This window comes from Aquimarina sp. RZ0, from assembly GCF_008370685.1.
In the GTDB taxonomy this organism is placed as follows: domain Bacteria; phylum Bacteroidota; class Bacteroidia; order Flavobacteriales; family Flavobacteriaceae; genus Aquimarina.
Genome location: NZ_VTZU01000043.1, coordinates 1 through 25,581, shown reverse-complemented (window position 1 = coordinate 25,581; position 25,581 = coordinate 1). Strand labels below are relative to the sequence as shown.

Genomic DNA, 25,581 nt, shown 5'->3' with positions numbered 1-25,581 from the left:
AAGACCAGAGATTGAAACCATATTCCCTTTATCCCAAAACAAGAACGGTGTTCTGCCAAGAAACAATAACAACAGGAGTGGAACATACACTGTAAACCAATATTTATATTAAAACCAAGATACATCAATTCGTATCATTGTTATAACGAATGATGATTATACCCGCCACACACAATGAAAAAAACAATAACTTTTGCTATTCTATTCATCTTAGGAATAAATAGCTATGCACAATCATTTAACGGAAAAATAGTAGATAACTCAAACAATCCATTACCCGGAGCGACCATTGTAGCATCAGACAACCCCAATAATGGTGTAATGAGTGATGCTGAAGGTTTTTTTACCATAACACTACAGGACTCCAATGTAGTTACCGTAAGTTTTTTGGGATATACTACTAAAAAAGTAATACTTATCAGTTCGACAAATGTGATCAGGCTTACAGAAGATAATGTAGCATTGGACGAAGTACTCGTTACTTCTGCCAGTCGAGAAATACAAAAACGTTCTGAAGTACCAGGATCAATTTCAACAATTTCTACCAAAACTATTGAAGAAACCAAAGCTTTTGGTATCGATCAATTAGTAAATCAAGTTCCTGGAGTTTTTATGTCCACATCAAGAGCTGCCAGCAATGAACAACATTTTATGGCAGTACGATCTCCTATTTCTACAAAAGCGCTCTTTTTATACCTGGAAGATGGATTGCAGATACGACCGACATCCGTGTTTAATCATAATGCCTTGTTAGAAATGAATGATATATCGTATGGTCGCGTAGAAGTATTAAAAGGCCCTGCTTCTAGTATCTATGGTAGTGAATCTATCGGAGGTAGTTTTAATTTTATCACAAAACAACCTACAGAAAAACTTACTGGGAGTATTGGATTTCAAACCAACGATATAGGATTATCTCGCTATGAATTAGAAATTTCTGACACGACCAGTGATGCCCTAGGGTTCTATATAGGAAGTCATTATGTACATCGAGAAAATGGACCAATAGAACATAGTAATTATGAAAAACTAGCCTTTACATTTAAGACGGTATATGATTTTTCTGCCACAGCAAAATGGACAACCGTTCTTGATATTACGGATTACAGATCAGATATGTCAGGTTCTCTTAGTGAATCAGATTATTTTGGGGGTAATTTTGAAAGTGATCAAACATTTACAGAAAGAGATGCATTAGCATTTAGGCTTAGATCTACTTTGGATAAATTCTGGAATGATAAAAATAAAACATCCTTTAATTTTGTTTTCAGGGATAATAAAATGGATCAGAATCCCTCATACAGGATTCGTCAATTCAGAAATATTGGACAATTAACCGGATTTGGTTCTGGAGAAGTAAATTCTAATCAATTTAGAAGTTTTGTAGGGCTTATTCAGCACAAGCTAGATTTTAATTTTGCCAATTCTTCTTTCATTGTAGGGGCAACCAGCGATTTCTCGCCGCAAAAATACGTTGCAGAATCTACCAACGTCATTGTCAATCCAGAAACAGGAAGAAATATTGATTTTAGTATCAATTCCGGAGATTATATATTAAACTATGAAGCAGATATTTTTAATTATGCAGGTTTCTTACAATATGAAATATCTCCATTAGAACTGCTAAAAATAACAGCAGCTTTACGTTATGATGGTTTTGAATATGATTATGATAACCAGGCAGAAGGCATTGCCGGTGTAGAGGATGCTGTAGATACTTTTAATAATCTTACTCCCAAAATTGGTGTTAATTTACAATTTTTCTGGTAGTAAAGGTATTTATGCAAATTATTCTCAGGGATTTACCCCTCCTCAGGTTTCTACCTTGTATCGCAATCGAAATGAAGTAATAGGAATAAAACCCAGCAGGTATGACAATTATGAAATTGGAGGCTATTTTTCAATTCCATCAAGCCTTACTTTTGATGCTGCTTTATATGTACTAGAAGGAAAAAACACCTTGATCACCCTAAGGGATGAAGATGATATTTTTTTTAACACCAATGCTGGTAAAACAAGATCTTATGGTGTTGAATATGGCATTACCTGGCGCCCAGTTAAAGAAATATCTGTTACCCATAATGGTAGTTATGCAAAACATAGATATATAGACTTTTTTGATAGTGGGATAGACTATTCTGACACAGAAAGAGAAACTGCCCCTAATCTGCTAGGTACTTCTTTGATTACATATCGAAAAGATTTTAGGATTATAGATTTCAACATTACTGCAGAACACGAACTCATTGGAGCATATAATACCAGTTTCGAAAATCAGATAGAAAATGAAGATGGAACTTTTAGCACAGCTACTTATGATGGTCACAGTGTTTTTAATCTTAGAGCCGCTATCAACCACAAAGGATTTGAGATATGGGCTCATGCCTTAAATGTTTTTGATGAATTATATGCTGCAAGAGCCTCATATAACAGATTCAGAAATGAAAATAGTTTCACCATCGGAAATCCAAGAGCTTTTCACCTCGGAGTGAGATGTAGTTTTTAATATAATGACCTATATATACTGACTTTCAGGATTTATACAATCTTGAAAATCTAAAACCTAACATTATGAAAAAAAAATCAATATTAAATACCTGGTTATGGAAATGGCATTTTATAGCTGGATTAATTTCGCTTCCTTTTGTACTAATACTCTCTATAACTGGAGCCATATATTTGTTTAAATCTGATTATGAGACCCCACGACAAAAACATATAAAAGAAGTAATTGTACAGGAGACATCCTTATCTTTCCAGGAACAATGGGGAATAGCAAATAAGAATGCTATAAAAAAACCCAATACTATAATCATCCCTACCGCTCCTAATCAGGCTACAGAATTTGTCTCGGGTAGATTTGGAGGAAAAAGCAGTTTATACATAAATCCATATACCGGGAACGTTTCTGGTGAAATTATTGGTAAAAAAACAGACATGTATCTGGTGAGAAAACTGCACGGAGAATTGTTAATGGGTGCATTCGGAACTAAAATCATAGAACTTATAGCGAGTTGGATGGTCGTATTAATCCTAACAGGGTTATATGTCTGGTGGCCGCAAAATAAGTGGGCAATAAAAGGATATTTCATTCCTCGAACGAATATAGATAGAAGAACTTTTTATCGAGATATACATGCGATTTCAGGATTTTGGATATCTGTATTATTATTAATGATTCTAGCAGGAGGTTTTCCCTGGACCGATGTTTTTGGAAACAATTTTAAACAAGTACAAAAAATAACAAATACTGGTTATCCTGCTTCCTGGCAAGGAAAACAATTATTATCAAATCCATTAGAAAATGCTTTGACACTTGATCAAATGGTCGCAAAGGCCAAAGAGTTACAACTTCCCGGTCAGGTAAGTCTTAGTTTTCCAAGAGGCCCAAAAGGAGTATTTAGTGTATCTAATTTTAATCCATCTAATTTATCATCCCAACAAAAAATTCATTTTGATCAATATTCTGGAGCTCAAATAGCACATCTCACCTGGAAAGATGTGGGCGTTCTGATGAGAGGAAGAATGTGGTTTATGGCATTTCATCAGGGTGAATTTGGGAATTGGAACTGGTGGTTAATGTTCTTTACCGCAGTCATTCTGGCTATAATGAGCCTATCAGCCATTGCATCTTATATCCTTAGAAAAAGAAAGAAAAGTTGGGGAGTTCCTAAAGTTCCGGCTTCTTTTAAGTTGGGCTATGGTATTATACTCGTATTATTGATTTTATCTATAATTTTCCCTCTTTTTGGAGTAAGCCTTCTTCTGATCATCCTGGTTGAATATCTAAAACGTACATCTCAAAAAATAAAAACGCTTAACACTTAATGTATACTAATTATGTACTGGTCAGAACAAGCATACTCTTTGCATGCAGGATATTTTATTAGGCAACCAGGTACTTCTAAATGGAAAACTACATGGAACCAGAAAATATACTCAAAAAAGTCTGTTACTTTAGTACCACCATTGAAGGAATTTAAAACTATAGAAACAATATTGTTTTTTTGGAAACCCGAAAAGCTTTATTTTTACCAAATTTCAAAAAAAATATATGAAACAATGTATTATTTCGCTCATTTTACTGATAGTTTCTTGTAATCAGTTAAGTAAGGAAGAACAAGAATTTGATGATTTAATGCAAAAAGTTATCGATGTGCATGATGAGGTAATGCCAAAAATGGGAGAAATGAGTTCCCTTATTAAGAATTTAGAAGCTAAAATAGATACTACCAGTACCGGGCAAACATATGCCAATGCACAAAAAAAATTAAAAGACTCCTATGATTTTATGATGAATTGGATGAGTGATTTTAGCAATAAGTTCCCTCACAATGAAAATGTAACACCAGAGGATGAAGAAGAATTTAATCTCAAGTTAGAAATACTAAGAGAAGAAAAAATAGAAGTCAACAAATTGAGAGATCAAATCAATGCCAGTATTGACAATGCCAAAAAGCTTTTAGAGAAATCATAGCGCTTGGTTTTTCTATTAATTATAAAAAAGTTTTACATTAGCAATTGCAACAAATCACATATACTTATGAGAAACATTATTTTATTTGCAGCTGTACTCTTATTAACCAATTCTGTAGTACACGCACAAAAGAAAAAAGATTTATTAGAAGAGATTGATAAGCTTAGACTGGAATTAAAAACTACAAAAGGAGAACTCACTGATGCTCGCAAAAGAGAAAAAGTAAGTGAGTCAAAAGCCAAATCAATGGAAATACAGGTAAAAGATCTAAAAGAAACGAATGCCTCTCTATTAACAAATATGAGTAGTTTTACGGAACTGTCTAATAAAAAGGCGTCTAATCTTCAGACTTCTCAGGAGATTATCAAAGAAAAAGATAAGCAATTAAATGCGATCAATGATGCCATTACTTCGAATGATTCTATTAATCTTGCAGTATTTAGTATGTTTAAAAATGCTATTGGCGGTGATAATATAAAAATTAGCAATGGTACTATTTTTATTGTTGTTCCTAATACTACTCTTTTTGGAGAAAATGATAAAAACTATATAGTTGATAGTAAAGCTAAACCTATGCTGGCAAAGATTGCCACTACTCTTAATGCCAACCCTACTCTCAAGATCACTGTAGAAGGTAATAGCAATGCGCTAAAATTAGATGGTAAAAAGCTTCTGGACAACTGGGATCTTAGCGCCAGACAAGCTGCATCTGTAATTAGAGTATTACAAAATGAGTATGAAGTAGATCCTAAAAAAATGGAAGCTTTAGGAAAAAGTGAATATGCAACAGAAGGAATTGAAACTGTAACCAGAATTATTATTGATCCCAGATTTGATGAATTTTATGGATTAGTCAAAAATAACATGAAAAATGGTGCATCAAAATAGCCATCGAAACTAAAAAAAGAGGCTGTTCAAAAACAGCCTCTTTTACAAATGTGTTGGTTAAGTTTGTTCAAATAAGACTATAAACTTTGGGGAAGTTCACAACCCTTAAAATTTGAAGTTGCAAAAAAATCAATAATAAGGGGAAATACCCCCTTTTTTAACAACCTTTAACTTCAATTTTTTAGCTTGCTTTTTATAATTATCTGTATTTTCTTACAGGCACAAAAGCTTTTAACAAAATTATCAAAATGCTTATCCTTATTATATTGAATACATCAATATTAACACCTGATAATACGCTATTTTTTCTTTCTACAAAAAGAAAAAAAAGAATATTTTATTACAGAAGGGATAAAATATTTACCTTATAAAATAACCAGAAAACAATTATTTTTTTGACGTTCGTGAATGGGTTAAGAGTTTAGAAGTTTTTTACTTTTAAACTCAGAAGGGCTATAACTTACATGTTTCTTAAAAAACTTAGAAAAATGTCCCGCCTCTTTATACCCTAGTTCATACGCTATCTCTTCTGAAGTCTTGTCCGAATATAACAATAACCGTTTAGCTTCAAGAACAATACGTTCATTTATCATGGCTAGAGGTGATTTATCGCTATATTTACGAAACAAATTAGATAAAGTTTTAGGGGATCTAAACAGTAATTCAGCATAATCAGAAACCTGATGTTTTTCTCTAAAATGCTGCTCTATCAAAATGTTAAATCGCCTGATGATATCTAATTGATTATTTGGCAATTCGGGTTCTGATATATCTTTCTTTATAAGTCTTCTGGACTTAATGAGAAACCTTTTTAGCAAGGTTCTCAGCATTTCTCCCTGTATATGATCTTTATTTTCAAATTCTTCCTTAAAAAAGTAAAAGAGCATAGAGAAACTTTCCTTTTCTTTTTCATTAAGTGATAATACTTGTGGAACAGAAGAACCAAAAAAAAGAAAACCATTACACGAAACTTCCTGGTCGTGATCTCTGATACAATAGAACTCTCTATTAAATACTAATGAAAGCATACCTTCCGTACTTTTTTCTATTTCTAATATATTAAGTGGTGTACAAAAGATAATCTGATCTTTTTTTAGCGTTATCAGAGATCCATCAACACGTATATTGACAGAATAATCTTTACTCCATATAATTTTATAAAGCCCGGTATCACGTAACAGGTTTAATGAAGAAGAACAATTAAAATCAGTAAAAATAAACAAACTCTCATCTTTCAAACTTGTATAATTCAGTCGCATCCTCAAATAAACAAATAAATTTTGTGAAAAAAAGAAAAATCTACAATGTATAAGGAATAATCTTCATTTTTAAGCCTTCCTTCAACTCTTAAATTTGCCTATATAAATCATTAAGAAAAATAATTATGGAAACTATAATCGAAAAAAACCTTAAACATGTTCATCAATTACTATCCAAAGGAGCATTTATTGAAGCAATGGAAACCTACTTACACGATGATGTTGAGCTTAGAGAAAGTAATAATTCTCCAAAGAAAGGGAAAGAGTTCAACCTAAAATTTGAACAAGATTTTATAACCAATCAGCTTTCAGAATTTGTGAGATATGAGGTAAACAATTTTGCTGTTAATGGCAATCACTCTTTCTATGATGCTGTGATGGAGCTAAAACTTAAAGATGGCAGTACTATGCTTTCTGAACAAACTGTTGTTACAGAATGGAAAGATGGAAAAATCTATAGAGAACGTTATTACCACGCGTAATTGTTTTCTAGTAGCTTTTTTTGAATTTACAAAAGCGCTTATGTGATCTTCTTATACCTGTTCTTAGATGAAATCACCGTAAACTGAATCAAATTACTTTCTAATTCAGACGAAAAAGAAAATCCATAGATAGCAACGCTATCAGTGCTTTTTATTTTGAGGTATGAAACAAAAAGAAATGATTATAATCGGTAATTTCATTTGAGAACTGGTATCCATATAATCGCTTTGTAAAATTATGTAACTATCATTCTATATGAAATATTAATTACTCCTTGCTCAATTAATACACTAACGATATTCTTGTCTAAATTCTAATGGTGTTTTATTGGTTTTTAATTTAAACACTCTGGAGAAGTAAGCATAATCTTCATATCCCAAATTTTCTCCAATCCTGGACAAAGGGTTTTCAGAATGTACTATAAGGCGTTTTGCTTCTAGCAAAATACGTTCTGTAATCAGATCTGTAGTCGTCTTATTCAACGTTGTTTTGGTAATTCTATTCAGGTGTTTGGGAGTAATATTTAGTTTTTCTGCATAAAATTTTGCCGATTTTTCTAATTTATAAAACTGTTCAATTGTATTTTCTAATGCTGCTAACGTTCTTAAATATGTTGGAGAAGAATTTTTATACGAAGTTTCTACACGTACATACAAACGAGATAAATCAATATAAATAAGATCGATTAAACTGGCTATTTTCTGTTTATTATAGATTAATTTTTGGTGGAACTCTACATTTATTTCTTTAAAATATAATTCTAGCGATACAATCTGATGTGATGTTAGGATTAAATATGGTGGGTTGTTGTAAGAATAATAAAAAGGAAACTGCTGAAGCTTTTTATTTGAAAAATAAAACTCATAAAAATTTTGAGAATGAAAAAATATATATCCTTCTGGCTCATCATCAAATTTCCAATAATGTGTCTGACCAGGCATTAAAAAAAATATACTTCCTGTAGTTACATCATATGTATTAAAATCTACTTCATGTATTCCAGAGCCTTTGGCAAATAGAACACACAGAAAAAAATCATGTTTATGAGCTTTATGAAAAATATTCTTGTTTTTTTCCAGATGTGTTTTTAAATCATTACTATAAAAATCTTCTAATGATTCTTGGCGTTCAAACTGAGTTATATTAAGTATTGGTATTGCCTTCAAAATAATTAAAATATGTCTTAAATGTACAAAAAAAGGCGTTAAACATCTGAACGTTTCGAACTTTAATCTACTTAATTTTGTAACTCATATTATATTAATAAACAATATGTTGAATAACAGTAATTCTGAATCAAAAAATATAAATCATATTTTGTTATGATAAAACATTCCATATACATGGACTTTATAGTAAACTACCTCGAGGCATTTATTGAAAAAAACATTTCGATTTCGAGGCAATTCGCAGAGCATTTACATCTCGATGATCGAGTAAAAACAGTGAAATACTCTATAATTAGCAAATACTCCAAAAAACTAAGCTTGGTTTTAATACCTCAATACTTGTTATATATCGTATCTAATTTGTAATTATAAAACGTCATGAATTTTTTAAAAGGCACAAAAATCAATAGCATTCTAAGAGGTAGTTGTCCCGTTTGTCAGAATGAAAGTATGTACTCAGAAAAAAATCCATACCGACTAAAAGAAACCTTAAAAATGAACGAGCGTTGTAGCGTTTGTAAAACAAAATATAAAATCGAACCTTCCTTTTTTTATGGTGCAATGTATGTAAGCTACCCCGTAGGTATTATGTTTGCCGGTGCCACATTTATTTTATCCTACTTTTTGTTTGATTTCGGTCTTATAACCACTTATTGTCTGATTGTCCTTGTATTGTTTTTTTCTTTACCCATCATATTAAGAGTCTCTCGTAATATCTGGATTAACTTTTTTATGAGTTATAAATAGCTCTTCCTCTATTAATGTGTTAGAAAATTCTATAGAGCTAAAAATTGTAATAATACAATTTCTAATTTTAAAATTATCGCGTAAAATTTGCTCTTTTTCGTTGATGTTTCAAAATATAATGAAGCCGTGGCTATAGATTTTAATTCTCTTTTTTGACTAAAACAAAAAATAGCTTCTTTTTATTTTGAATATTTTAAAACCAGAAAAGGTATAATAAATAAAACCTCCTTGAATAAAGGAGGTTTAGGAGTGTCGGGTAGAGAGGATTCGAACCTCCGATCTCTGGTCCCCCAGACCAGCACTTTAACCGGACTAAGCTACTACCCGATATACTTTAACATTTCTAAAAATCAGATTTTCATCAAAAAACTAACGTCAAAAGCTTCTGTTTTTTGCTTAAATAATTCAATCTTATTAGAGTTGTTTACAAATAAAATTTTTTTCAAAATGATCAAAACTGAACTTAATGTTGATACTCATAGATCAACAAACAAGGCTATCAATCAAAATTAGGATTTCTTATAATCGCAAATATAAATATATCAGTTTAAATAAATATCAAAAATCTAAAACTTTAAAAGTAACTCTAGAAACTGCAAAAAAAATTCTCAACTATCAGAAGAAGTACAATACTGTAATACAAATAGTTTAAGTCTAGCTGACTCTATTAAAATTCTTAAAAATGGAGTTATACGATTTATAACTAAAAATTTCGCATATTCATCGTTTCTTTTTCCTTTCTACTTCGTTTAAAAAATAAACCGTAGCTATAGCTATGCTTGATTTTTTTGCCTTGCATAAAGAAAAAATAATTCAATGAATTTATACGAATTTTTTAATCACAAATCGTATTAAAGACAAAAATTTAGAAATTTTCTTGTCAAAGAAAAAAATTAGTAGAATTACAAAAAACATCTAGTACTTGGTATGAGGTTACCATAATTCTTTGATATACCTATTCGTTTGTCTTCAAAATATTAAATCAAATTATAAACGTTGGCTAAATATTAGCTCGAACATCTGTGATTTTCTACTTTCGTACTACACAGAACCAAACATTGTATTTCACTTTAATAAAACGATAAAAAACTTCTCAGACAAATCTTTTCTTAGTTTTTGGGTTAGTTTTGGACTATTATGGAAATAAAAACAATAGCGTTATTCGGAAAACCATTGTTCAATTTGGTGACAATGACACAACCTATTAAAATGGCAACAGCCATGCCCGAAGACGAAGCAGGGTTTGTATATATATTGCAAGGTCGATGTACTAATTATTCTGAAACTGAGGAACTTCGATTAAAAGCGAACCAGGCTGTTCTTGCAAAATGTGGCAACAGCACGTTTAGTACCTTAACAATCAATGGTAAAACAGAATACAAAGCCATCGCAATTAAGTTTCATAAAGACGTACTAGAAAAACTTTATCATAATGTTACTTCTCCTTTCTCAACCCGTACCTGGCATAAGCTAAGTGTAAATTCTACGCTAGTTGAAACAAATGAGTTGTTGAGAAATTACATTATTGGATTAATATCTTATTTTGAACATCCAGAATTGGTGTCTGAAGACTTACTGAAACTTAAACTTAATGAACTTATACTTCTCCTGATTCATACAGCCAATGCCCCTGAGGTAATAGGTATAATGACTAATCTCTATGAGAAAAAAACATTCGAATTCAAAGAGATCATAGATGCACATATCTATTCGTCCCTTGGAATTGAGGAATTGGCTCAATTAAATAATCAGAGTCTTTCTACCTTTAAAAAAACGTTTAAGAGGATTTATAATGATACTCCAAACAATTACTTGATCAGAAAACGCATTGAAAAGGTTGCTGAATTGCTTCCTGTTTCCAATGAATCAATCACTAATATAGCTTACCAGTGTGAATTTAAAACACTGGCACATATGTCAAGGGTTTTTAAGGCCCAATATGGAATTTCTCCATCTGAATACAGATTAAACTTCTCAGACAAAGGATAAAACTTCTTAGTCAAACTTCTACTTTTTGTGGTCTTTACTTTTGCCGTAGCATGAGTAAATCAAAAAGAATGAAAAGAAAGATTTTAATGCTATCGGCATTATTAATGGCAACATCTAATTCAGAAGTTATGGCACAACAAGAAAAAAAGTACACCGAATTAAAAACAATTACCACGAGTGAATTTATAAACGTTTCAGCTGATACCCTCTGGAGAATAATCAGCGACCCAAATATCTCTCGCTGGAGCACTTTAATTGATAGTACAGAGTATTTTGGAGAAGAAATATTCAAAGGTGTGCCTTGGAGCAAAAGAACCAGTATGGTAAATTCAAAAGGACATCATGAATCCCATGAAGACCTAATTTTTCATGATGACTCCCGTAGAGAAATCAAATTTGCATCAACTAAATTCCCAGGCTTTATTATTGCCAACGAAACGCACTGGAAGGTAATTGATAATGGACCAAAACAATCTTTATTGAGAACAACGACCATCATGAAGATGAAAAAACTTCATGCTTTCTTTCTCAAAAAAACTATGTTGAAGGCAATTAACAGGAATGGTAACGGCATATATTACGACATTAAGCACTATGCCGAGAATGGAAAAGTTTCTCTCTCAAAAGCAAATAGAATAAAGGAACTTCAAAAAAAACAACTGGACAAACGAACAAAGAACAGAATTATAAAAAAGACATTAAGGAGTGATATTATAAATGTATCTGAAGACTCCTTATGGAAAATTTGTAGAGAATTTGATAAAACAGCTGTATGGACCTCTACCTTGCATCACTCATACGGAATAGGGAAACCAGAACACGAAGGGACAACCTGTTCCTCCAGGGTTTGCGAAACAAATATTGGAAAAGGGAATGAGCTCGTGGAAAAACTCGTTATGTTCAGTGATAAAAATAAAGAGTTGTCCTATGATCTTATTGAAGGGGCACCAGGATTTATAATACTTGCAAATAACCATTGGAAAGTAATTAAAGTAGCCCCCAATCAATCCAAAATTGAAATGAATGTAACTTTGCATATGAAAAGATTTACAGGCTTCTTTTTACACGAATTGATCACTAGTCAAATGAAAAAAGAAGTTAACATAGTATTAAGCGAATTGAAGATATATTCTGAGACTGGTAAAGTTCCGGAAGCTAAGAGAAAACAAATTGAGAAACAGAAAAAAAAGGAAAAACGAAAACAGAGCCGTGTAGAAAAAGAGGAATTATATCCGTAAATTTCTCACTACACGTAAACCTCTCGATTCATGCGCCTCTTAATTATATAGCCTCTGGTCGGAAATATAGCAAAATAAAATTTGGATACTTTATAATAATACTCTTAATAATTTATAAGAAAAACCTAGTATAATACTAGCCAAAAAATGAGTTGACTGCAAACCAACTATTTATGTACTTTTGCATATTACGATAATAGTAATTTTCTTTACCATTAATATTAATTTTATAAATGATGCATAAAAACTGTTTTTCAACTGTTTTATATACCTTAAATCTGCTTTTTTCAGTGATTGGTTATTCCGTTTTTGGACAGACAAAGTTAAATAATCAGCTTACGGGAGATAACGAGGTTCTTACTTTTAGGATTAATAATGATGGATCAAAAGTAGTATACTCAATTAGTGATAAATTGACTCGTAGCTTTGAATTATATAGTGTTCCTGTAGAAGGAGGTATCTCTACTAGTTTGGCTCCGATCCAAAATAATTTTGGTATTAAAACTATTAAATTATCTCCGACTGGCGCGCAAGTCTTATACACCGCCGATCATGCAAGTATTGGTAAATCCGAATTATATGTCAACAGCATTGATGGAGGAAATTTAATAAAGCTAAATAATGATAGTTTTAGTAGTATTGAGGATGATTTTGAAGTAAGCTCGGATAATAAATATGTAGTCTACCGGGCTGAACAAGATTTTAAATTTATTACCGAATTGTATCTTGTCTCGATTGATGGAGGTGCGGTAACAAAGTTGAACGGCGTAATTACCTCTGGCGGAGATGTAATTAATTTTCAGATCAATTTTGATAGTACTTATGCCGTATATTTAGCTGATCAAAATGCCAATGACACGTTCGAGTTGTATAGTACCAATATTGAGACAGGTGAAAATAGTACATTAAGTGTACCTATTGTAAATGATACTGACGAAGTTTTGGATTATGCTATTAGCCCTGGCAATGATCAGGTTATTTATAGAATGAGAAGTAATGGTATTGTTCAGTTATACAGCGTTCCGATTCAGGGAGGAATGTCGACCAGGTTAAACGGAGATTTGGTTGCAGGTGGGAATGTTTTGGAGTTTCTAATCACTCCAAACGGATCAAAAGTCATTTATAAAGCTGATGAGGATAGAAATACAGTATTTGAGCTATATAGTGTGGATGTTTCGGGTGAAAACCGAATAAAACTAAACTCTTTTTTTGCAAGTGACAGAGATATAGATTCCTTTAAAATAAATCCAAATGGTTTGAATGTAGTATATAAATCTGATCAAAATAGAAACTCCGTTAGAGAAATCTTTGTGGTTTCCGTAAATGGAGGAACCCCCATAAAACTTAATGCAGATTTCCCTTTTGGTTCTGGGTTCGTAAACAGCTATGAGTTTAGTCCAGATGGGAATAAGGTAGTGTATCACGGTATCAATCAAGAAACATTGAATGCACGAGAATTATATAGTGTCTCAATAAATGGAGAAAATTTGCAAAAATTAAATCCAACTGTTCCAGAAGGTCACGAGGGTATAGGAGTATCTAATGATTTTGAAATAAGTGATGATAGCACTAAGGTTATCTATTGTTCGGATATAGAAGGTGTACGAAGAGAACTTTATGTAGTAGATATTGAAGGAGGTAGTTCGCTAAAACTCAATGGAGATTTGGTTGTAGGCGGATTTGTATTAGATAAAAAAATGAGCGCGGATAATATTAATGTTATTTATAGTGCTGAACAAGATACAGATAATGTATCTGAATTATATAGTACGGCGTTAACCGTTTTAAGTGTAGACGAGGTTGATAGTAAGAAAATGGCGATATCTCCTAACCCAACCTCTGATATTGCAAAAGTTTTTGGGATACAAGAAATTGATAAAATAACTGTTTATGATATATACGGCAATAAAGTATTAGATACGTATAATGAAAATATTGATCTTACAAAGGTATCAACAGGTCTCTATATGGTAACAATACTGAATAAAAACGGTAATTTTTTCTCTGAAAAAATACTAAAAAAGTAAAAACCCCTCGGAACAAACCCAGAAAGTATTTATTGAAAAATAAGCATTTCGAGGCAAGCCTCTTTTTAGATTTAAATCTCGATAATCGGGTAAAGAGCTTGTATTGAACTGTTACCAGAATACTTTTGGGTTCTTTCGATTTCACCTTATAGCGTGCGTCATACTATTGACACCTTCCATTTTATTAATCAATTTTAAACTAGAATCAGATCCTAATAATGGATACAGTATCACTCTCAAAAGATTGTCCTGAAATTTATGAAATTCTTAAAATAATGGATGCACTGGTATAAAAACTATCTACACCACTGAGCGATCAGAATTGAGCGAGTTCCAGGAACCTTGCTGATTTTATTGCTTAGTTGCACATAGAAAACCAGGCTATAAGCTTGCAAATTGTTTTCAAACATCAGGAAAGAAACTAACACAGTGATTATCAAATAAAAAAAAACAATCCTCAGAACCGGCACCATAACTAAACTACTTCCAGAATTTGGATACAAAATAAAAAAAGTCTTTTATTAAGCCGAAGGATTGTCTTTTCTATCCAAAATCTTTATCATTTTAAATGATTTTAACAAATGAAATAAACCTGGAAGAATTACAGAACCACCAATAATAAGTGAAATCCCTAAAACTTTAATAACAGACTCGGGCGCTATATTTTCTAATAGACTTATGTTCTCTGATTTGGTGATGATAATTCCAGGGAAATGTGCTACTATAGCTGCTAATAATATCAAAAAGACCTGTAATCCTGCAAAAAATCTGCTTAAGACCCTTCTCCCCTTTTTAATCGCAATCCAAAGCGGGATCAATAATAATCCAGAAAACAACATGGAGATAAGCGAATATGGGTTTTTTATAAAATCTTTTACAAAAACATGCGCAGCACCATACCCATATATAAACGTTATTAATCCAACAATAAAAACAACTATGGTGGCAATGGCTGCTTTTCTTATATAGATATTTTCGTGTACACTCTCTGATTCTCCTATAAGCAATACAGATGATAAAAAAGCACATAGTGATGCAAAAAACAAACCGACCAAAATACTAAAAATATTAAACCAGGGATTTATAAAAACCTCATAAAATGTTAAGGTTTCTATATCTTCTACCATAACTATTTCTCCGCTAATCAATCCGCCAAATACCATGCCTAAAAATATTGGGGTAATTAAACTTGATATTTTAAACAAAGTATCATATAACCGTTGAGAATTATCAATGATTGCATCATAATGCCTAAATACAAAAGCAACTCCTCTCAATGTGACCCCAAGCAGAACAATGGTAAGAGGGATATGCAGATATACAACAAGAATGTTATAATACGATGGAAAAGCAATCCATAGAATTACAATCAGGATGATAATCCAAATATGATTCGCTTCCCATACAGGTCCCATAACTCTATAAATTGTCTTTTTAGTGATTTTTTGATTTTCTTCAGAAGAAAATAGCTCTACAATTCCGGCTCCATAATCAGCACCGCCCAAAACAACATATAAATACAATGAAAATATTAGAAAAAACAGAACAACATATAACATATACTACAGACTATTTTGAAGAATTAAGAACTTTTATCTGACGGGTCATTAGCCACGTTACAGCAACCGATAATGTAAAATACACAACAATATAGATATAGAAACTAACAATAATGCCGGGCATAGGGGTGACTGCATCTTTTGTACGCATAATTTTATGAATAATCCACGGTTGTCTGCCTACTTCTGTGACAATCCACCCTGCCTCTAAAGCTATGAATCCTAATGGAGCCAAAAACACAAAAAGAAGCCAATACACGTTCATATGCAACCATTTTTTCTTTTTAATCGAAATAAAATACAAAATACCAGCTAATAATAATAAACCTCCGATCCCAACCATGACCTGAAAAGCATAATGAACCATTGGTACATTAGGACGTTCATCTTCAGGAAAGTCATTCAATCCTTTTACTTCTGCATCAAAATCCCCAAAGGCGAGAAAAGATAATGCCTTTGGGATTGCCACTTTATATTTTACCTCTTGTGTTTCTGCATTGACAATACCTCCAATATATAATGGAGCGCCTTTTTCTGTATTATAATGAGCTTCCATTGCTGCTAATTTTACAGGCTGACGTTTGGCTATATCTTTTGCCGAAAGATCTCCACTGATTGGTTGTAATATTGCAGCAATAGCTCCAAAGGTAATAGCAATCTTAAATGCTTTGGTATGCAATGCTACCTTTCTACCTTTATATACCTGATACGCATGGATTCCTGCTACAGCAAAACCGGTCGCTGTAAATGCTGCTAATGTCATATGAAGTGCTTGAGTAGCCCAGGCAGCATTGAGCATCGCTTGTACAGGATCTATATTTAGAAATTGTCCATCTATATAATCAAACCCACTTGGAGCATTCATCCATCCATTCGCAGCAACTACCAAAACCCCGGAGGCAACTCCAGATATCCCTATAATAACTCCTGTAAACCAATGAAATTTTTCTGGTAGCTTATCCCACCCGTACAAATAAAATCCTAAGGCAATTGCTTCTACAAAAAATGCCGCTCCTTCTAATGAAAAAGGCATGCCGATAATAGGACCGGCGTGTTTCATAAATTCTGGCCACAGCAAGCCAAGTTCAAAAGACAATGCTGTTCCAGAAACGGCTCCGGTAACAAAGAAAATCGCCACTCCTTTCTGCCACGACTTTGTTAATGTTAAATAAAGTTGATCTTTCGTTTTTAGCCATTTATAATGAGAAACTACCATAAAAAATGGCATAACCATTCCAATACAAGCAAAAACTATATGAAATATAAGTGTAAATGCCATTTGGAGTCTTGCTGCATCAAGGTTTTCCATAAAATCAACTATTAGATTGTATTCCTTATACCAATATCTCCTAGCTTGTTATACAATCATGTATTATAGGCACAATAACCAATAACAGGCATACTATTTAAGGAATTTATTTGAGCTGTAAAGATACTGCACTGTAATGATTTTATGAAGTAAAACGGAAGATCGTTTGTCAAATTTTTGAAGAAATACCAGCACTAATTAACAAGTGTATATTAGATACTTGTATCTGTGTAAATATTCTTTGAGAATAAAGATTTTGATTAATCAAATCTGTTGAATCTTTTTTAAAAAAATTTGGTCATTTATGAATAAAAAGTCATAAAAAACAAAACCGGATATCAACTAATAAAGATATCCGGTTATACAAAGTTTTTTTCTAGCATTATTCGCATTTTTAGATTATTAAAAATTAAAAAGCAATCTGCTACCTATGAATGGCATGACTGCAAGCTGCAGGTAGCTCTTTTAAAAACTTTTTAACTGTACTCCAATCAATCCCAAGCGACTTGTAAATTAAATCTATCATAACTTCCCTATTTTTAAATTAATACTTATTTAATAACTGATTTTATTAATTGCCCAATCAGTTATTATTAATAAAACAAAAGGTATGCCAAGTTTTTGATCAAATGATAAATAATACGATTTACGAATAAAAATTTCGCATCTAATGACATTCTTTTTCTACTATATTTTCTTCATAAAATGAAACAATAGCTATAGCTATTCTTTAATTTGATTCATCAATCTAGCGAAAAATCCTTGCCATTATTTTTACGAAATTCTCACCCGTAAATCGTATAATTCTTAAGGTTAACATTAAAAAACACCCATAAACTCATACAACATGGGGTTTCTTGCTAAAAAACAACAACCTGTAAAAAAGATTTACTTTAAAGACTAAATGTTCTTGAGCGGATAGGTTTAGAGTAAGACGTTTTTAGGTGTTTTATCCCATTTATCTCTTGAATTTACTGAAATATCAAGCTAAAAAAAATTATAAACTACGATGAATATTTATCGTATTATTCTTGGAAAAAAACGACCTACTTGTTTTTTATATTCCTGATACGCTACAAATCGTTTTGAAAGTAGTTTTTCTTCATAGGCACTTTTGAAATAAAACAAAACCAAAAGGCAGATAGAAATTAAAATTTTAACTATAGAGCAAGAATATAATGCATAAGAGAAGGCACTTAATAAGATTCCTGAATATATAGGATGTCTCGATAGTTTATAAAAACCTCTTGTGATTAAAACCCCTCTATCCAAGGGATTAGGAAATGGAGATAATTGATATCGTAATTGTAAAATGGAACCAAATAGTATGATTAATCCAACTACCGCTGGTACTAAAAACAATAAACTAAATGATGAGGAACAAGAAAAATTCAGAGTGCGTATGGGTACTGTATACACTACAAACAACATCACTTGCACCAATACAAAGATGCCCCCTTTCTTATCAATATTCATTTCTTTAAAAATACTAAATTATGAGATAACTACTCTTTACCATACAGTACTCTAGTTTTTCTTTACTTAAACATAAAAGGGTTTGGTCTATTTTTACGAGTCCTAAAATCAACGAAATGTTCAGCGTTCTCAAGTTGAAAATAAATATTATTTTTCAGAAGATATTGTAAATCTTTCCCTGGCGAGTCTCCAAATGAATGCCCTGGCCAAATCAACGTATCCTGAGATACATTTGATTTTAAAAATTGTACTGATTCATATAATTTATATGCATCATCACGATTACAAATTCCTACTCCCTCAATAAAAACCGTATCACCGGTAAACAAATTATTATCTACTAAATAGCAGGTACTGCCCAAAGTATGTCCAGGTGTGAGTATCGGCAGAATAGTAAAGTATTCTATCGTTTCGATAGTTCCCAGATGTGAAACGCTATTCAGATTTTGTGCCCTAAAACCTGAATCCTCGATCTCTTTTTCAGACATGAAGACTGGAATATCGTAAACTTCTGAGAATTTCTGAGCTAAATTCACATGGTCCAAATGGCTATGAGTCAGTAAAACAGCTTTTAGATTAATACCATTTGAAATTATATAATCATTTATCAAACTATAATCCCATGCCGGGTCAATAAGAACCCCTATACCATCATTATGAATAAGGTAGCATTGATTTTTGATATATAAATTTTCAACTTTAAATACTTTGACGTTCATGTTTAATGTATTCCGTAAGGGGTTTCTAATACGCTAGAAAATAACTACCGATTGTTATTATTTCTAAATTTATATGGATTATGCTATATCATTTCGCATAAAAAAAGTGTTTCTGAATTATTTTAAAATGATACGGGTTCATTTATTCAGTACATCTATTACTTATAACGTGATCTTGGTATGTTGTATTTTCTAACTATTTAGTTATGGCTTTTTTTTACAAAGTTCTTAAAATATTATGAAACTGAACTAAATCACAAGAAGTGTTTTTTGGTAAGACCAAAGAGTATATATAATCGCCTACATGATATGAGACAGCCTTATATTGCGAGAAATGTTTAAATGTGCTTGTATAACTTTCTTCTTCTTTTTTTAATTCGCCTATTTCTAATATTTTAAAATCAATCATTAATCCTGTCCTGAGCACCTTGGATAGTGCTTCTTTAATTGTCCAGATGAGTGTACTTCCTATTAATATTGATACCGGCAGTGTATTAATTTTATCAAACTCTTCAGCACAAATCATACTTTTCATGGCTTCAATCTTATCTGCATCAATTTTTTCTATATCGATTCCCATTGGGTGTTCCTCAGGAAATCCAACAGCAAAACCAATTTGATCACAATGACTTATACTTACCTGAATATTATTGCTTGGAAGATGTTTTACAACAGGAAACTGAAAAACTCCATACGTTACTGAAAAAGAATTTGGAGCTACTTCCTGGTTTATTTGTTGTAATACTGCATTTTTTGCTGCAATCCTACCCAACAAATAACTGGTTTTTCTTCTATCATATTTCAGTGTATTAAAATACATAGATTCACTTGGATGTAACATATTAGATCTCTCTAATAAACCAGGTAATGTTGCTTTAATCAAACAAAAACCTGCCCGAAAAAGCTCGTTTTCTCTTCCTAATAAAATTTGACCACTATACATGTTCATATAGTATTTCTATCATAGTCTCCATAATTATATCTGATTTTCTTAACTCTCATATTTCTAATCGATTTTTTATACCGGCACAATACCATTTACAATGTAAAAGCACGTATTCAAAGTTATTCTTTAATTAAACATTTTTAAAACATGAATAATGTAAATTTCCTACTTTATTTAATAGCACTCATATTGTAAACGTCGAAAATATATAATACATTAGATTTTTTTCAAGTATGTTTTAATATTTTTTTAGTATTGGTGGTAAACTTCTCTCTAATATTCATCTATTTTAATAAAACAGGCAAGAGTATTTTTGTAATTGATAAGGAAAAAACACTTAGAATCACATCAAAGAAGTATACGTATTGATTTAACACATTTTATAAAATCAATATTAAAATGATATCTAATTTATACTCTTTTTTTTGGTCATAATTAATCGTATTCAAAATGGCTCACTATTAATTATAAAGCTGTCTTGGGAAAATTAAAAATCTTTAGAATGAGACCTGTCAGGTTCAATAAAAATATTTTTACTTCTATTATTTATTTATCAGTCTTACTATTTGTTAATCTTTCATTTATCTCAATTGATAAAGAAATAGATAGCTTGAAAAAAAAATTGAGTCTTCATCATAAGGACGATCGTTTAAAAGTGGACGTACTTAATGAAATTGGATATGAATATTGGATCATTAATCCTGATCAATCCATATCATATGGAAAAAAGGCACTTGTTTTATCAAAAAAGCTTAGGTATCAAAAAGGAATTGCTTTTGCAAATAGAGTAATTGGCGTTGCTTTTTGGGCACAAGGGTATCAAAATGAGGCATTGCAGTATTTAATAAAGTCTCAAAACGCCTATGAAAAGATTGAAGATACAGAAGGTATTGCTAATACTAATCTTAATATTGGTATGGTATATGCTGATCTAGAACAATATGAAAAATCCCTGAATTATTACAACATGGCTATTCATAAATTTACGTCGCTAGATCTTACGGATAGAGTAGCTACTACTTTTACTAAGATGGGTAGTATTTTTATCATTCAGAATAGATTGGAAGAAGCAAAAAAATATCTAAATAATGCCTTGGATATTCATACCCAAAATAATTTTACTTATGGAATTGCAGAAGCCCATAACCGCCTTGGGTTATTCTATATTAAAGAAAATAAAAAAACACAGGCATATTATCATATCAACACTTCTATGTTGTTAGGACAAAAAATACTAGACATTGATGGATTAACGAGTAACTATATTTTATTAGGAAAAATACATCGACTCGACAACGATTTAGAGTTGGCAGAAAAGAACCTGAGAAAAGGATTGGAAAAGGCCGAAGAAAATAATTTAAAGAAACAAGAATTAGCTGCATATGAAGAATTAAAAGAACTAAAAAAACAACAAAACAATCCTGCAGCGGCACTACTATTCTCTGATCGGTATATTAAATTAAAAGATTCCATATTTAACATAGAAAAGGCTAAACAGATTGCATATCTCGAATTTGAAAACCAACTTCAAAAAAAGGAAAAAGAAGTACAACTGCTCAGAACAAAAGAAAAAATTGATAAACTCATTAATTATGCGCTTCTCACAGGCATATTTATTATTTTTTTAATTATTTATTTCGTTTTTAAATCTTTTAAAAAAAACAAAGAATTATTACAAAAAGATCAAGAATTATTAATTACAAATAATGCACTGGCACAACAAGCATTGGAAAACTCAAAATTAAAGCAGAAACAGCTAAAACAACAATTAAATTCTAAGAATAAAGAACTTACTTCGTACGCCCTTAATTTTGTGAAGAAAAATGAAATCTCCCAACAACTATTAGACAAATTAATCAGCATGAAGGCCATTCCTGTAGAGAAAAGAGACCTTGTTATCAATGAAACCATAGAGATTATTAAAAGAAACCTATCTACAGACAAAGATTGGGAAGATTTTAAAATGGTATTCGAAAAGGTTCATACCGATTTCTATTCAAAACTTATCGCAAGACATCCTAATCTAAAAAATAACGATCTAAAAATCTGTTCCTTAACCAGATTAAATTTAAACATCAAAGAAACTGCTAGTATTTTAGGAATCTCACCAGAGAGTGTAAAAACGGCACGATACCGTCTTCGTAAGAAGCTCGGATTACAACCAAAGCAAGAAATTGTCACCTATTTAATTGATATTGAAAATTAGCCTTTTGGATACATTTCTCCTCAACATTCTGTAGGTTATTTTTTGAATTAAACCAACAACTATATACAACCCAAATTTATAACACAACCATTTCTGATTGTTCTAAAAAAAGTTTTTTGTGTAATAATCTCAACGTATCAATCTTATCACGAGAATCGACCAATATTGAAATATTATTAGTACTACTACCATAGGAAATCATCTTTACTGAAATATGATTTAAAATTTCAAAAATCCTATGTGAATTTTTATCCTGAATAATCGATTCTCCAACAATACAGATGATACTCTGATGAGGCATTAACGTTACTTCTCCCAATCTATTAATATCATTTACTATATCGATTAATTTATTAGGGTTATCAATGGTTAGAAATATCGATTTTTCTGTAGTAGTAACCATATCAATCGTAGTTTGGTACTTATTAAATATCTCAAATATGCTGGTCAGGAAATCATATCCTTTTAAAATCTTTTTTGATTTTATGGAAATTCCAGTTATATCATCTTTTGCAGAAACTCCTTTTACTCCTTGTCTATATGTTTTATTTGAAATGATTGTACCGGCAGCATCAGGATTCGTTGTATCTTTTAATACAACCGGAATATCTATATCAATTACAGGTACTATCGTTTGAGGGTGTAACACTTTAGCTCCAAAATATGCTAATTTTGAAGCCTCACTATATGATAAATAGGGAATAGAATATGTCGCATCCACATATCTTGGGTCATTATTATGTACACCATCTATATCTGTCCATATCTCTATTTCTCTAGCCGCTAACGCTGCTCCTATAATTGTTGCTGAATAGTCACTCCCTCCCCTTCTAAGGTTATCAATATCACCATTAGCATTCTTACAGATAAATCCTTGTGTTATATACAATTGTGATTTTGGTATACTTGCTAAAATAGATTCTAATCGCTTAGATATCTTTTTTATATTAGGGTTTTCGATAGTATCTACCCACATAAACTCTTCAGCTATTAATAATACATTTGATATTCCAATATGGTCTAAGAAGCTAGAAAACATCTGAGTTAATAATGTTTCGCCATAGGTTATTATTCTAGAGTGTAAATCTTCTGTATACTCCAGATATGATAGTTCCAAAATTTTATTTGATACCTCGTCCACAAAGTTTTCAACTTTATTTCTTACGGTATGATCATCTATTAATCCACGTATAATATCAATATGTTTATTCCTCAGTTCTCCTAGTTTTAATTCAATATCTTCTTTATTTTTAAGTCTGACACTTTCTGAAATAGAAATTAACTGATTCGTTACTCCAGACATAGCTGAACATACAACAATCTTTTGATCAGTATCATTGTCTAGAATGTTTTTTACTTTATATAAATTTTCGATCGTTCCAAGAGAAGTTCCTCCAAACTTTAAAATTTTCATTCATTTTTTTTTTAAAACTATACTATTTGAATGTATTCGAAATATATTACTGAGTTTGTCTACTATTTTTTTCTGATTTCTGAATATAAAAAAATGATCCCCTTCCATTAATTCTGGAGTACAAGGGAATATTGTTTCGTCACCCCAGACTTTTATATCCGTAATCTTTGTTTTTCCCTTTTCTTCTCCTATTTCATCTTTTCCCAGACAGACATATATTGGTATAGAAAATGGTTTCTCCATTGGGGTGTATATATAATCTTCTATTGCTTTGAAATCTGATACTAGAATTGGATAATATAATTCCAATAACTCTTCGCATTTCAAAATCTCTTTGGGTAAACCTCCCATTTCTTGTACTTTTTCCCAAAATATAATCTTTGGTAAAACCGATTTTTTTTCTTTTAGAAGAATACTTGGTGCTGCTCGCCCTGTAAAAAACAGGCAATGCGGTAATTTCAACTTACGCTGGATGATTTGCTTAGTAAGTTCATATCCTAACAGAGTTCCCATACTATGACCATATAATATATAATCTCCTGTTTTGATATGAGGTATTAATTGAGCTATAAGGTCTTCAACCATTTCGGGAATCGTAAATAATGATTCTTCATTAAATCTGGCACCTCTGCCAGGAAGTTCTAATGTTCTCCAATCCAAATGATCAGGAACTTGATCTTCTAATGTTTTAAAACTATACTTGTTACCTCCTGCAAAGGGAATTGCAATTATCTTATTTTTTGAAAAATCTGTATTCATTGAATTGATTAAATTTTACCTAGCATACCAAATCGATTATAAAATGCGATATAACTAATTTGGTAATTGTCTTTATTAGTTAAATCTGGTTTATCTATTTTTTTTACTTAACACCCTGAATTACATATAATAAAACACATTAAGCCATATCATTTTCAATGAGTTCAGAGGCTAATTTATTATATAAAATTTCTTTTTCTCCAAATAATCTTTCGGATATAATCCCATTAGTTTTACAATACTCAATTAGTTTATCTGACTGTACAATTGGGTTAGATTCATCTGTGTATTTTATACTGCTAATAAATTCTAGCCAAGGTTCCTGTCCCATAGCATATACATATACTTCTTTTGCATGGAATGCATCTACAAGACCTTTACCTCTTTGAAAATTAGAGCCAGCCAATCTTCGTGAAGAATATTTCTCTCGTGTTAAAGGTTCTGTCATCAATGGTCCATAAAGCCATGATAGCGGGGCGTCATCACATTCCATTCCTAAAAACAGGACATCAACATACCCTTTTAACTGTTCCGGAACCTCATTATATAGAGGATCTAATGAATACCCCTTTGCCTTGCTTTTTAGTAATTCATCAAGTTCTTTTACTGCATTATTAAAAGCTATTAAGTCCTTTTGTTTTTCTAGAGTTTCATCTTTTAGCATGGTAATTTCATCAACTCTTTTTCCATCATAATCAATAAATGGACCTCCTAACATTTTTGGATTCTTAACTGCTGCTGCATGAGCTGTTGGAGCTTGTATGTATGACCTCATAATCTTTAGATGCCTATTAATACGATTTATAACTAAAAATTTCGCATATTCATCGTTTCTTTTTCCTTTCTACTTCGTTTAAAAAATAAACCGTAGCTATAGCTATGCTTGATTTTTTTGCCTTGCATAAAGAAAAAATAA

General features: G+C 31.5%; 21 protein-coding genes and 1 tRNA gene. 11 read left to right on the top strand and 11 right to left on the bottom strand.

Features of this window, described 5'->3' with window-relative positions; all coding sequences use genetic code 11:
• Positions 1-174: 174 nt before the first annotated feature.
• The 5 genes from F0000_RS16715 to F0000_RS16700 all read left to right on the top strand — a co-directional run bounded on the left by F0000_RS16715 (position 175) and on the right by F0000_RS16700 (position 5,365).
• Complete coding sequence (locus F0000_RS16715; protein ID WP_255452778.1) at positions 175-1,770, top strand: TonB-dependent receptor; 1,596 nt, start codon at positions 175-177, stop codon at positions 1,768-1,770.
• The gene (locus F0000_RS28320) at positions 1,745-2,506 is read left to right on the top strand and encodes a TonB-dependent receptor (RefSeq protein WP_255452777.1); all 762 of its coding nucleotides are present in this window, start codon (positions 1,745-1,747) and stop codon (positions 2,504-2,506) included. The genes F0000_RS16715 and F0000_RS28320 overlap by 26 nt, the downstream gene beginning before the upstream one ends.
• A gap of 65 nt (positions 2,507-2,571) precedes the next feature.
• Entirely contained in the window at positions 2,572-3,828 is a 1,257-nt protein-coding gene (locus F0000_RS16710; protein ID WP_149625873.1) for a PepSY domain-containing protein, read from the top strand.
• A gap of 226 nt (positions 3,829-4,054) precedes the next feature.
• Positions 4,055-4,477, top strand: coding sequence for a hypothetical protein (locus tag F0000_RS16705; protein WP_149625872.1), 423 nt, complete (start codon positions 4,055-4,057; stop codon positions 4,475-4,477).
• A gap of 66 nt (positions 4,478-4,543) precedes the next feature.
• Complete coding sequence (locus F0000_RS16700) at positions 4,544-5,365, top strand: OmpA family protein (RefSeq protein WP_149625871.1); 822 nt, start codon at positions 4,544-4,546, stop codon at positions 5,363-5,365.
• A gap of 413 nt (positions 5,366-5,778) precedes the next feature.
• Here F0000_RS16700 and F0000_RS16695 read toward each other — a convergent pair whose 3' ends face one another.
• The gene (locus F0000_RS16695) at positions 5,779-6,603 is read right to left on the bottom strand and encodes an AraC family transcriptional regulator (protein WP_255452776.1); all 825 of its coding nucleotides are present in this window, start codon (positions 6,601-6,603) and stop codon (positions 5,779-5,781) included.
• A 146-nt stretch (positions 6,604-6,749) separates the two neighbouring features.
• Between F0000_RS16695 and F0000_RS16690 the strand changes: the two genes are divergently transcribed.
• Positions 6,750-7,106 carry a hypothetical protein gene (locus tag F0000_RS16690; RefSeq protein WP_149625869.1) on the top strand — a complete coding sequence of 119 codons (357 nt, stop codon included), beginning with the start codon at positions 6,750-6,752 and terminating at the stop codon, positions 7,104-7,106.
• Positions 7,107-7,397: 291 nt separating this feature from the next.
• Here F0000_RS16690 and F0000_RS16685 read toward each other — a convergent pair whose 3' ends face one another.
• A complete protein-coding gene (locus tag F0000_RS16685) occupies positions 7,398-8,273 on the bottom strand; it encodes an AraC family transcriptional regulator (RefSeq protein WP_149625868.1) in 876 nt (291 codons plus the stop codon).
• Between the two features lie 381 nt (positions 8,274-8,654).
• Between F0000_RS16685 and F0000_RS16680 the strand changes: the two genes are divergently transcribed.
• On the top strand, positions 8,655-9,023 hold the full coding sequence (locus F0000_RS16680; RefSeq protein ID WP_149625867.1) for a DUF983 domain-containing protein: 369 nt from the start codon (positions 8,655-8,657) through the stop codon (positions 9,021-9,023).
• A gap of 252 nt (positions 9,024-9,275) precedes the next feature.
• Here the strand turns inward: F0000_RS16680 and F0000_RS16675 are convergent.
• A tRNA-Pro gene (locus F0000_RS16675) sits at positions 9,276-9,350 on the bottom strand.
• 810 nt (positions 9,351-10,160) lie between these two features.
• Here F0000_RS16675 and F0000_RS16670 point away from each other — a divergent pair.
• The 3 genes from F0000_RS16670 (at position 10,161) to F0000_RS16660 (ending at position 14,277) form a co-directional block, all read left to right on the top strand.
• Positions 10,161-11,012, top strand: a complete 852-nt coding sequence (locus F0000_RS16670) for an AraC family transcriptional regulator (protein WP_149625866.1) — start codon at positions 10,161-10,163, stop codon at positions 11,010-11,012.
• 68 nt (positions 11,013-11,080) lie between these two features.
• On the top strand, positions 11,081-12,250 hold the full coding sequence (locus F0000_RS16665; protein WP_188112156.1) for an SRPBCC family protein: 1,170 nt from the start codon (positions 11,081-11,083) through the stop codon (positions 12,248-12,250).
• Between the two features lie 290 nt (positions 12,251-12,540).
• Complete coding sequence (locus tag F0000_RS16660) at positions 12,541-14,277, top strand: T9SS type A sorting domain-containing protein (protein ID WP_188112155.1); 1,737 nt, start codon at positions 12,541-12,543, stop codon at positions 14,275-14,277.
• Between the two features lie 521 nt (positions 14,278-14,798).
• Here the strand turns inward: F0000_RS16660 and F0000_RS16655 are convergent.
• The 5 genes from F0000_RS16655 to F0000_RS16635 form a co-directional block, all read right to left on the bottom strand.
• Positions 14,799-15,836, bottom strand: coding sequence for a cytochrome d ubiquinol oxidase subunit II (locus F0000_RS16655; RefSeq protein WP_149625863.1), 1,038 nt, complete (start codon positions 15,834-15,836; stop codon positions 14,799-14,801).
• A gap of 10 nt (positions 15,837-15,846) precedes the next feature.
• On the bottom strand, positions 15,847-17,145 hold the full coding sequence (locus F0000_RS16650) for a cytochrome ubiquinol oxidase subunit I (RefSeq protein ID WP_149625862.1): 1,299 nt from the start codon (positions 17,143-17,145) through the stop codon (positions 15,847-15,849).
• A gap of 1,017 nt (positions 17,146-18,162) precedes the next feature.
• The gene (locus F0000_RS16645) at positions 18,163-18,621 is read right to left on the bottom strand and encodes an isoprenylcysteine carboxylmethyltransferase family protein (RefSeq protein ID WP_149625861.1); all 459 of its coding nucleotides are present in this window, start codon (positions 18,619-18,621) and stop codon (positions 18,163-18,165) included.
• 62 nt (positions 18,622-18,683) lie between these two features.
• Positions 18,684-19,340: an MBL fold metallo-hydrolase gene (locus F0000_RS16640; protein WP_149625860.1), complete on the bottom strand. Its 657-nt coding sequence runs from the start codon at positions 19,338-19,340 to the stop codon at positions 18,684-18,686.
• 217 nt (positions 19,341-19,557) lie between these two features.
• Entirely contained in the window at positions 19,558-20,289 is a 732-nt protein-coding gene (locus F0000_RS16635; RefSeq protein WP_149625859.1) for a 4'-phosphopantetheinyl transferase superfamily protein, read from the bottom strand.
• Positions 20,290-20,896: 607 nt separating this feature from the next.
• Here F0000_RS16635 and F0000_RS16630 point away from each other — a divergent pair.
• Positions 20,897-22,492 (top strand): tetratricopeptide repeat protein, encoded by a 1,596-nt coding sequence (locus tag F0000_RS16630; protein WP_188112154.1) that lies wholly within the window; start codon positions 20,897-20,899, stop codon positions 22,490-22,492.
• A gap of 76 nt (positions 22,493-22,568) precedes the next feature.
• On the opposite strand, the gene F0000_RS16625 is transcribed toward F0000_RS16630, so the two are convergent.
• The 3 genes from F0000_RS16625 to F0000_RS16615 all read right to left on the bottom strand — a co-directional run bounded on the left by F0000_RS16625 (position 22,569) and on the right by F0000_RS16615 (position 25,461).
• Entirely contained in the window at positions 22,569-23,906 is a 1,338-nt protein-coding gene (locus F0000_RS16625) for an aspartate kinase (protein ID WP_149625857.1), read from the bottom strand.
• Positions 23,907-24,665 (bottom strand): thioesterase II family protein, encoded by a 759-nt coding sequence (locus F0000_RS16620; protein WP_149625856.1) that lies wholly within the window; start codon positions 24,663-24,665, stop codon positions 23,907-23,909. It lies immediately after the preceding gene.
• 139 nt (positions 24,666-24,804) lie between these two features.
• Entirely contained in the window at positions 24,805-25,461 is a 657-nt protein-coding gene (locus tag F0000_RS16615) for a hypothetical protein (RefSeq protein ID WP_255452780.1), read from the bottom strand.
• Positions 25,462-25,581: the final 120 nt, after the last annotated feature.

Coding starts and splice junctions, on each gene's coding strand:
- F0000_RS16715 (WP_255452778.1), top strand. CDS start 175: ATGAAAAAAACAATAACTTTTGCTATTCTATTCATCTTAGGAATAAAT.
- F0000_RS16710 (WP_149625873.1), top strand. CDS start 2,572: ATGAAAAAAAAATCAATATTAAATACCTGGTTATGGAAATGGCATTTT.
- F0000_RS16705 (WP_149625872.1), top strand. CDS start 4,055: ATGAAACAATGTATTATTTCGCTCATTTTACTGATAGTTTCTTGTAAT.
- F0000_RS16700 (WP_149625871.1), top strand. CDS start 4,544: ATGAGAAACATTATTTTATTTGCAGCTGTACTCTTATTAACCAATTCT.
- F0000_RS16690 (WP_149625869.1), top strand. CDS start 6,750: ATGGAAACTATAATCGAAAAAAACCTTAAACATGTTCATCAATTACTA.
- F0000_RS16680 (WP_149625867.1), top strand. CDS start 8,655: ATGAATTTTTTAAAAGGCACAAAAATCAATAGCATTCTAAGAGGTAGT.
- F0000_RS16670 (WP_149625866.1), top strand. CDS start 10,161: ATGGAAATAAAAACAATAGCGTTATTCGGAAAACCATTGTTCAATTTG.
- F0000_RS16665 (WP_188112156.1), top strand. CDS start 11,081: ATGAAAAGAAAGATTTTAATGCTATCGGCATTATTAATGGCAACATCT.
- F0000_RS16655 (WP_149625863.1), bottom strand. CDS start 15,836: ATGTTATATGTTGTTCTGTTTTTTCTAATATTTTCATTGTATTTATAT.
- F0000_RS16650 (WP_149625862.1), bottom strand. CDS start 17,145: ATGGAAAACCTTGATGCAGCAAGACTCCAAATGGCATTTACACTTATA.
- F0000_RS16645 (WP_149625861.1), bottom strand. CDS start 18,621: ATGAATATTGATAAGAAAGGGGGCATCTTTGTATTGGTGCAAGTGATG.
- F0000_RS16640 (WP_149625860.1), bottom strand. CDS start 19,340: ATGAACGTCAAAGTATTTAAAGTTGAAAATTTATATATCAAAAATCAA.
- F0000_RS16635 (WP_149625859.1), bottom strand. CDS start 20,289: ATGAACATGTATAGTGGTCAAATTTTATTAGGAAGAGAAAACGAGCTT.
- F0000_RS16625 (WP_149625857.1), bottom strand. CDS start 23,906: ATGAAAATTTTAAAGTTTGGAGGAACTTCTCTTGGAACGATCGAAAAT.
- F0000_RS16620 (WP_149625856.1), bottom strand. CDS start 24,665: ATGAATACAGATTTTTCAAAAAATAAGATAATTGCAATTCCCTTTGCA.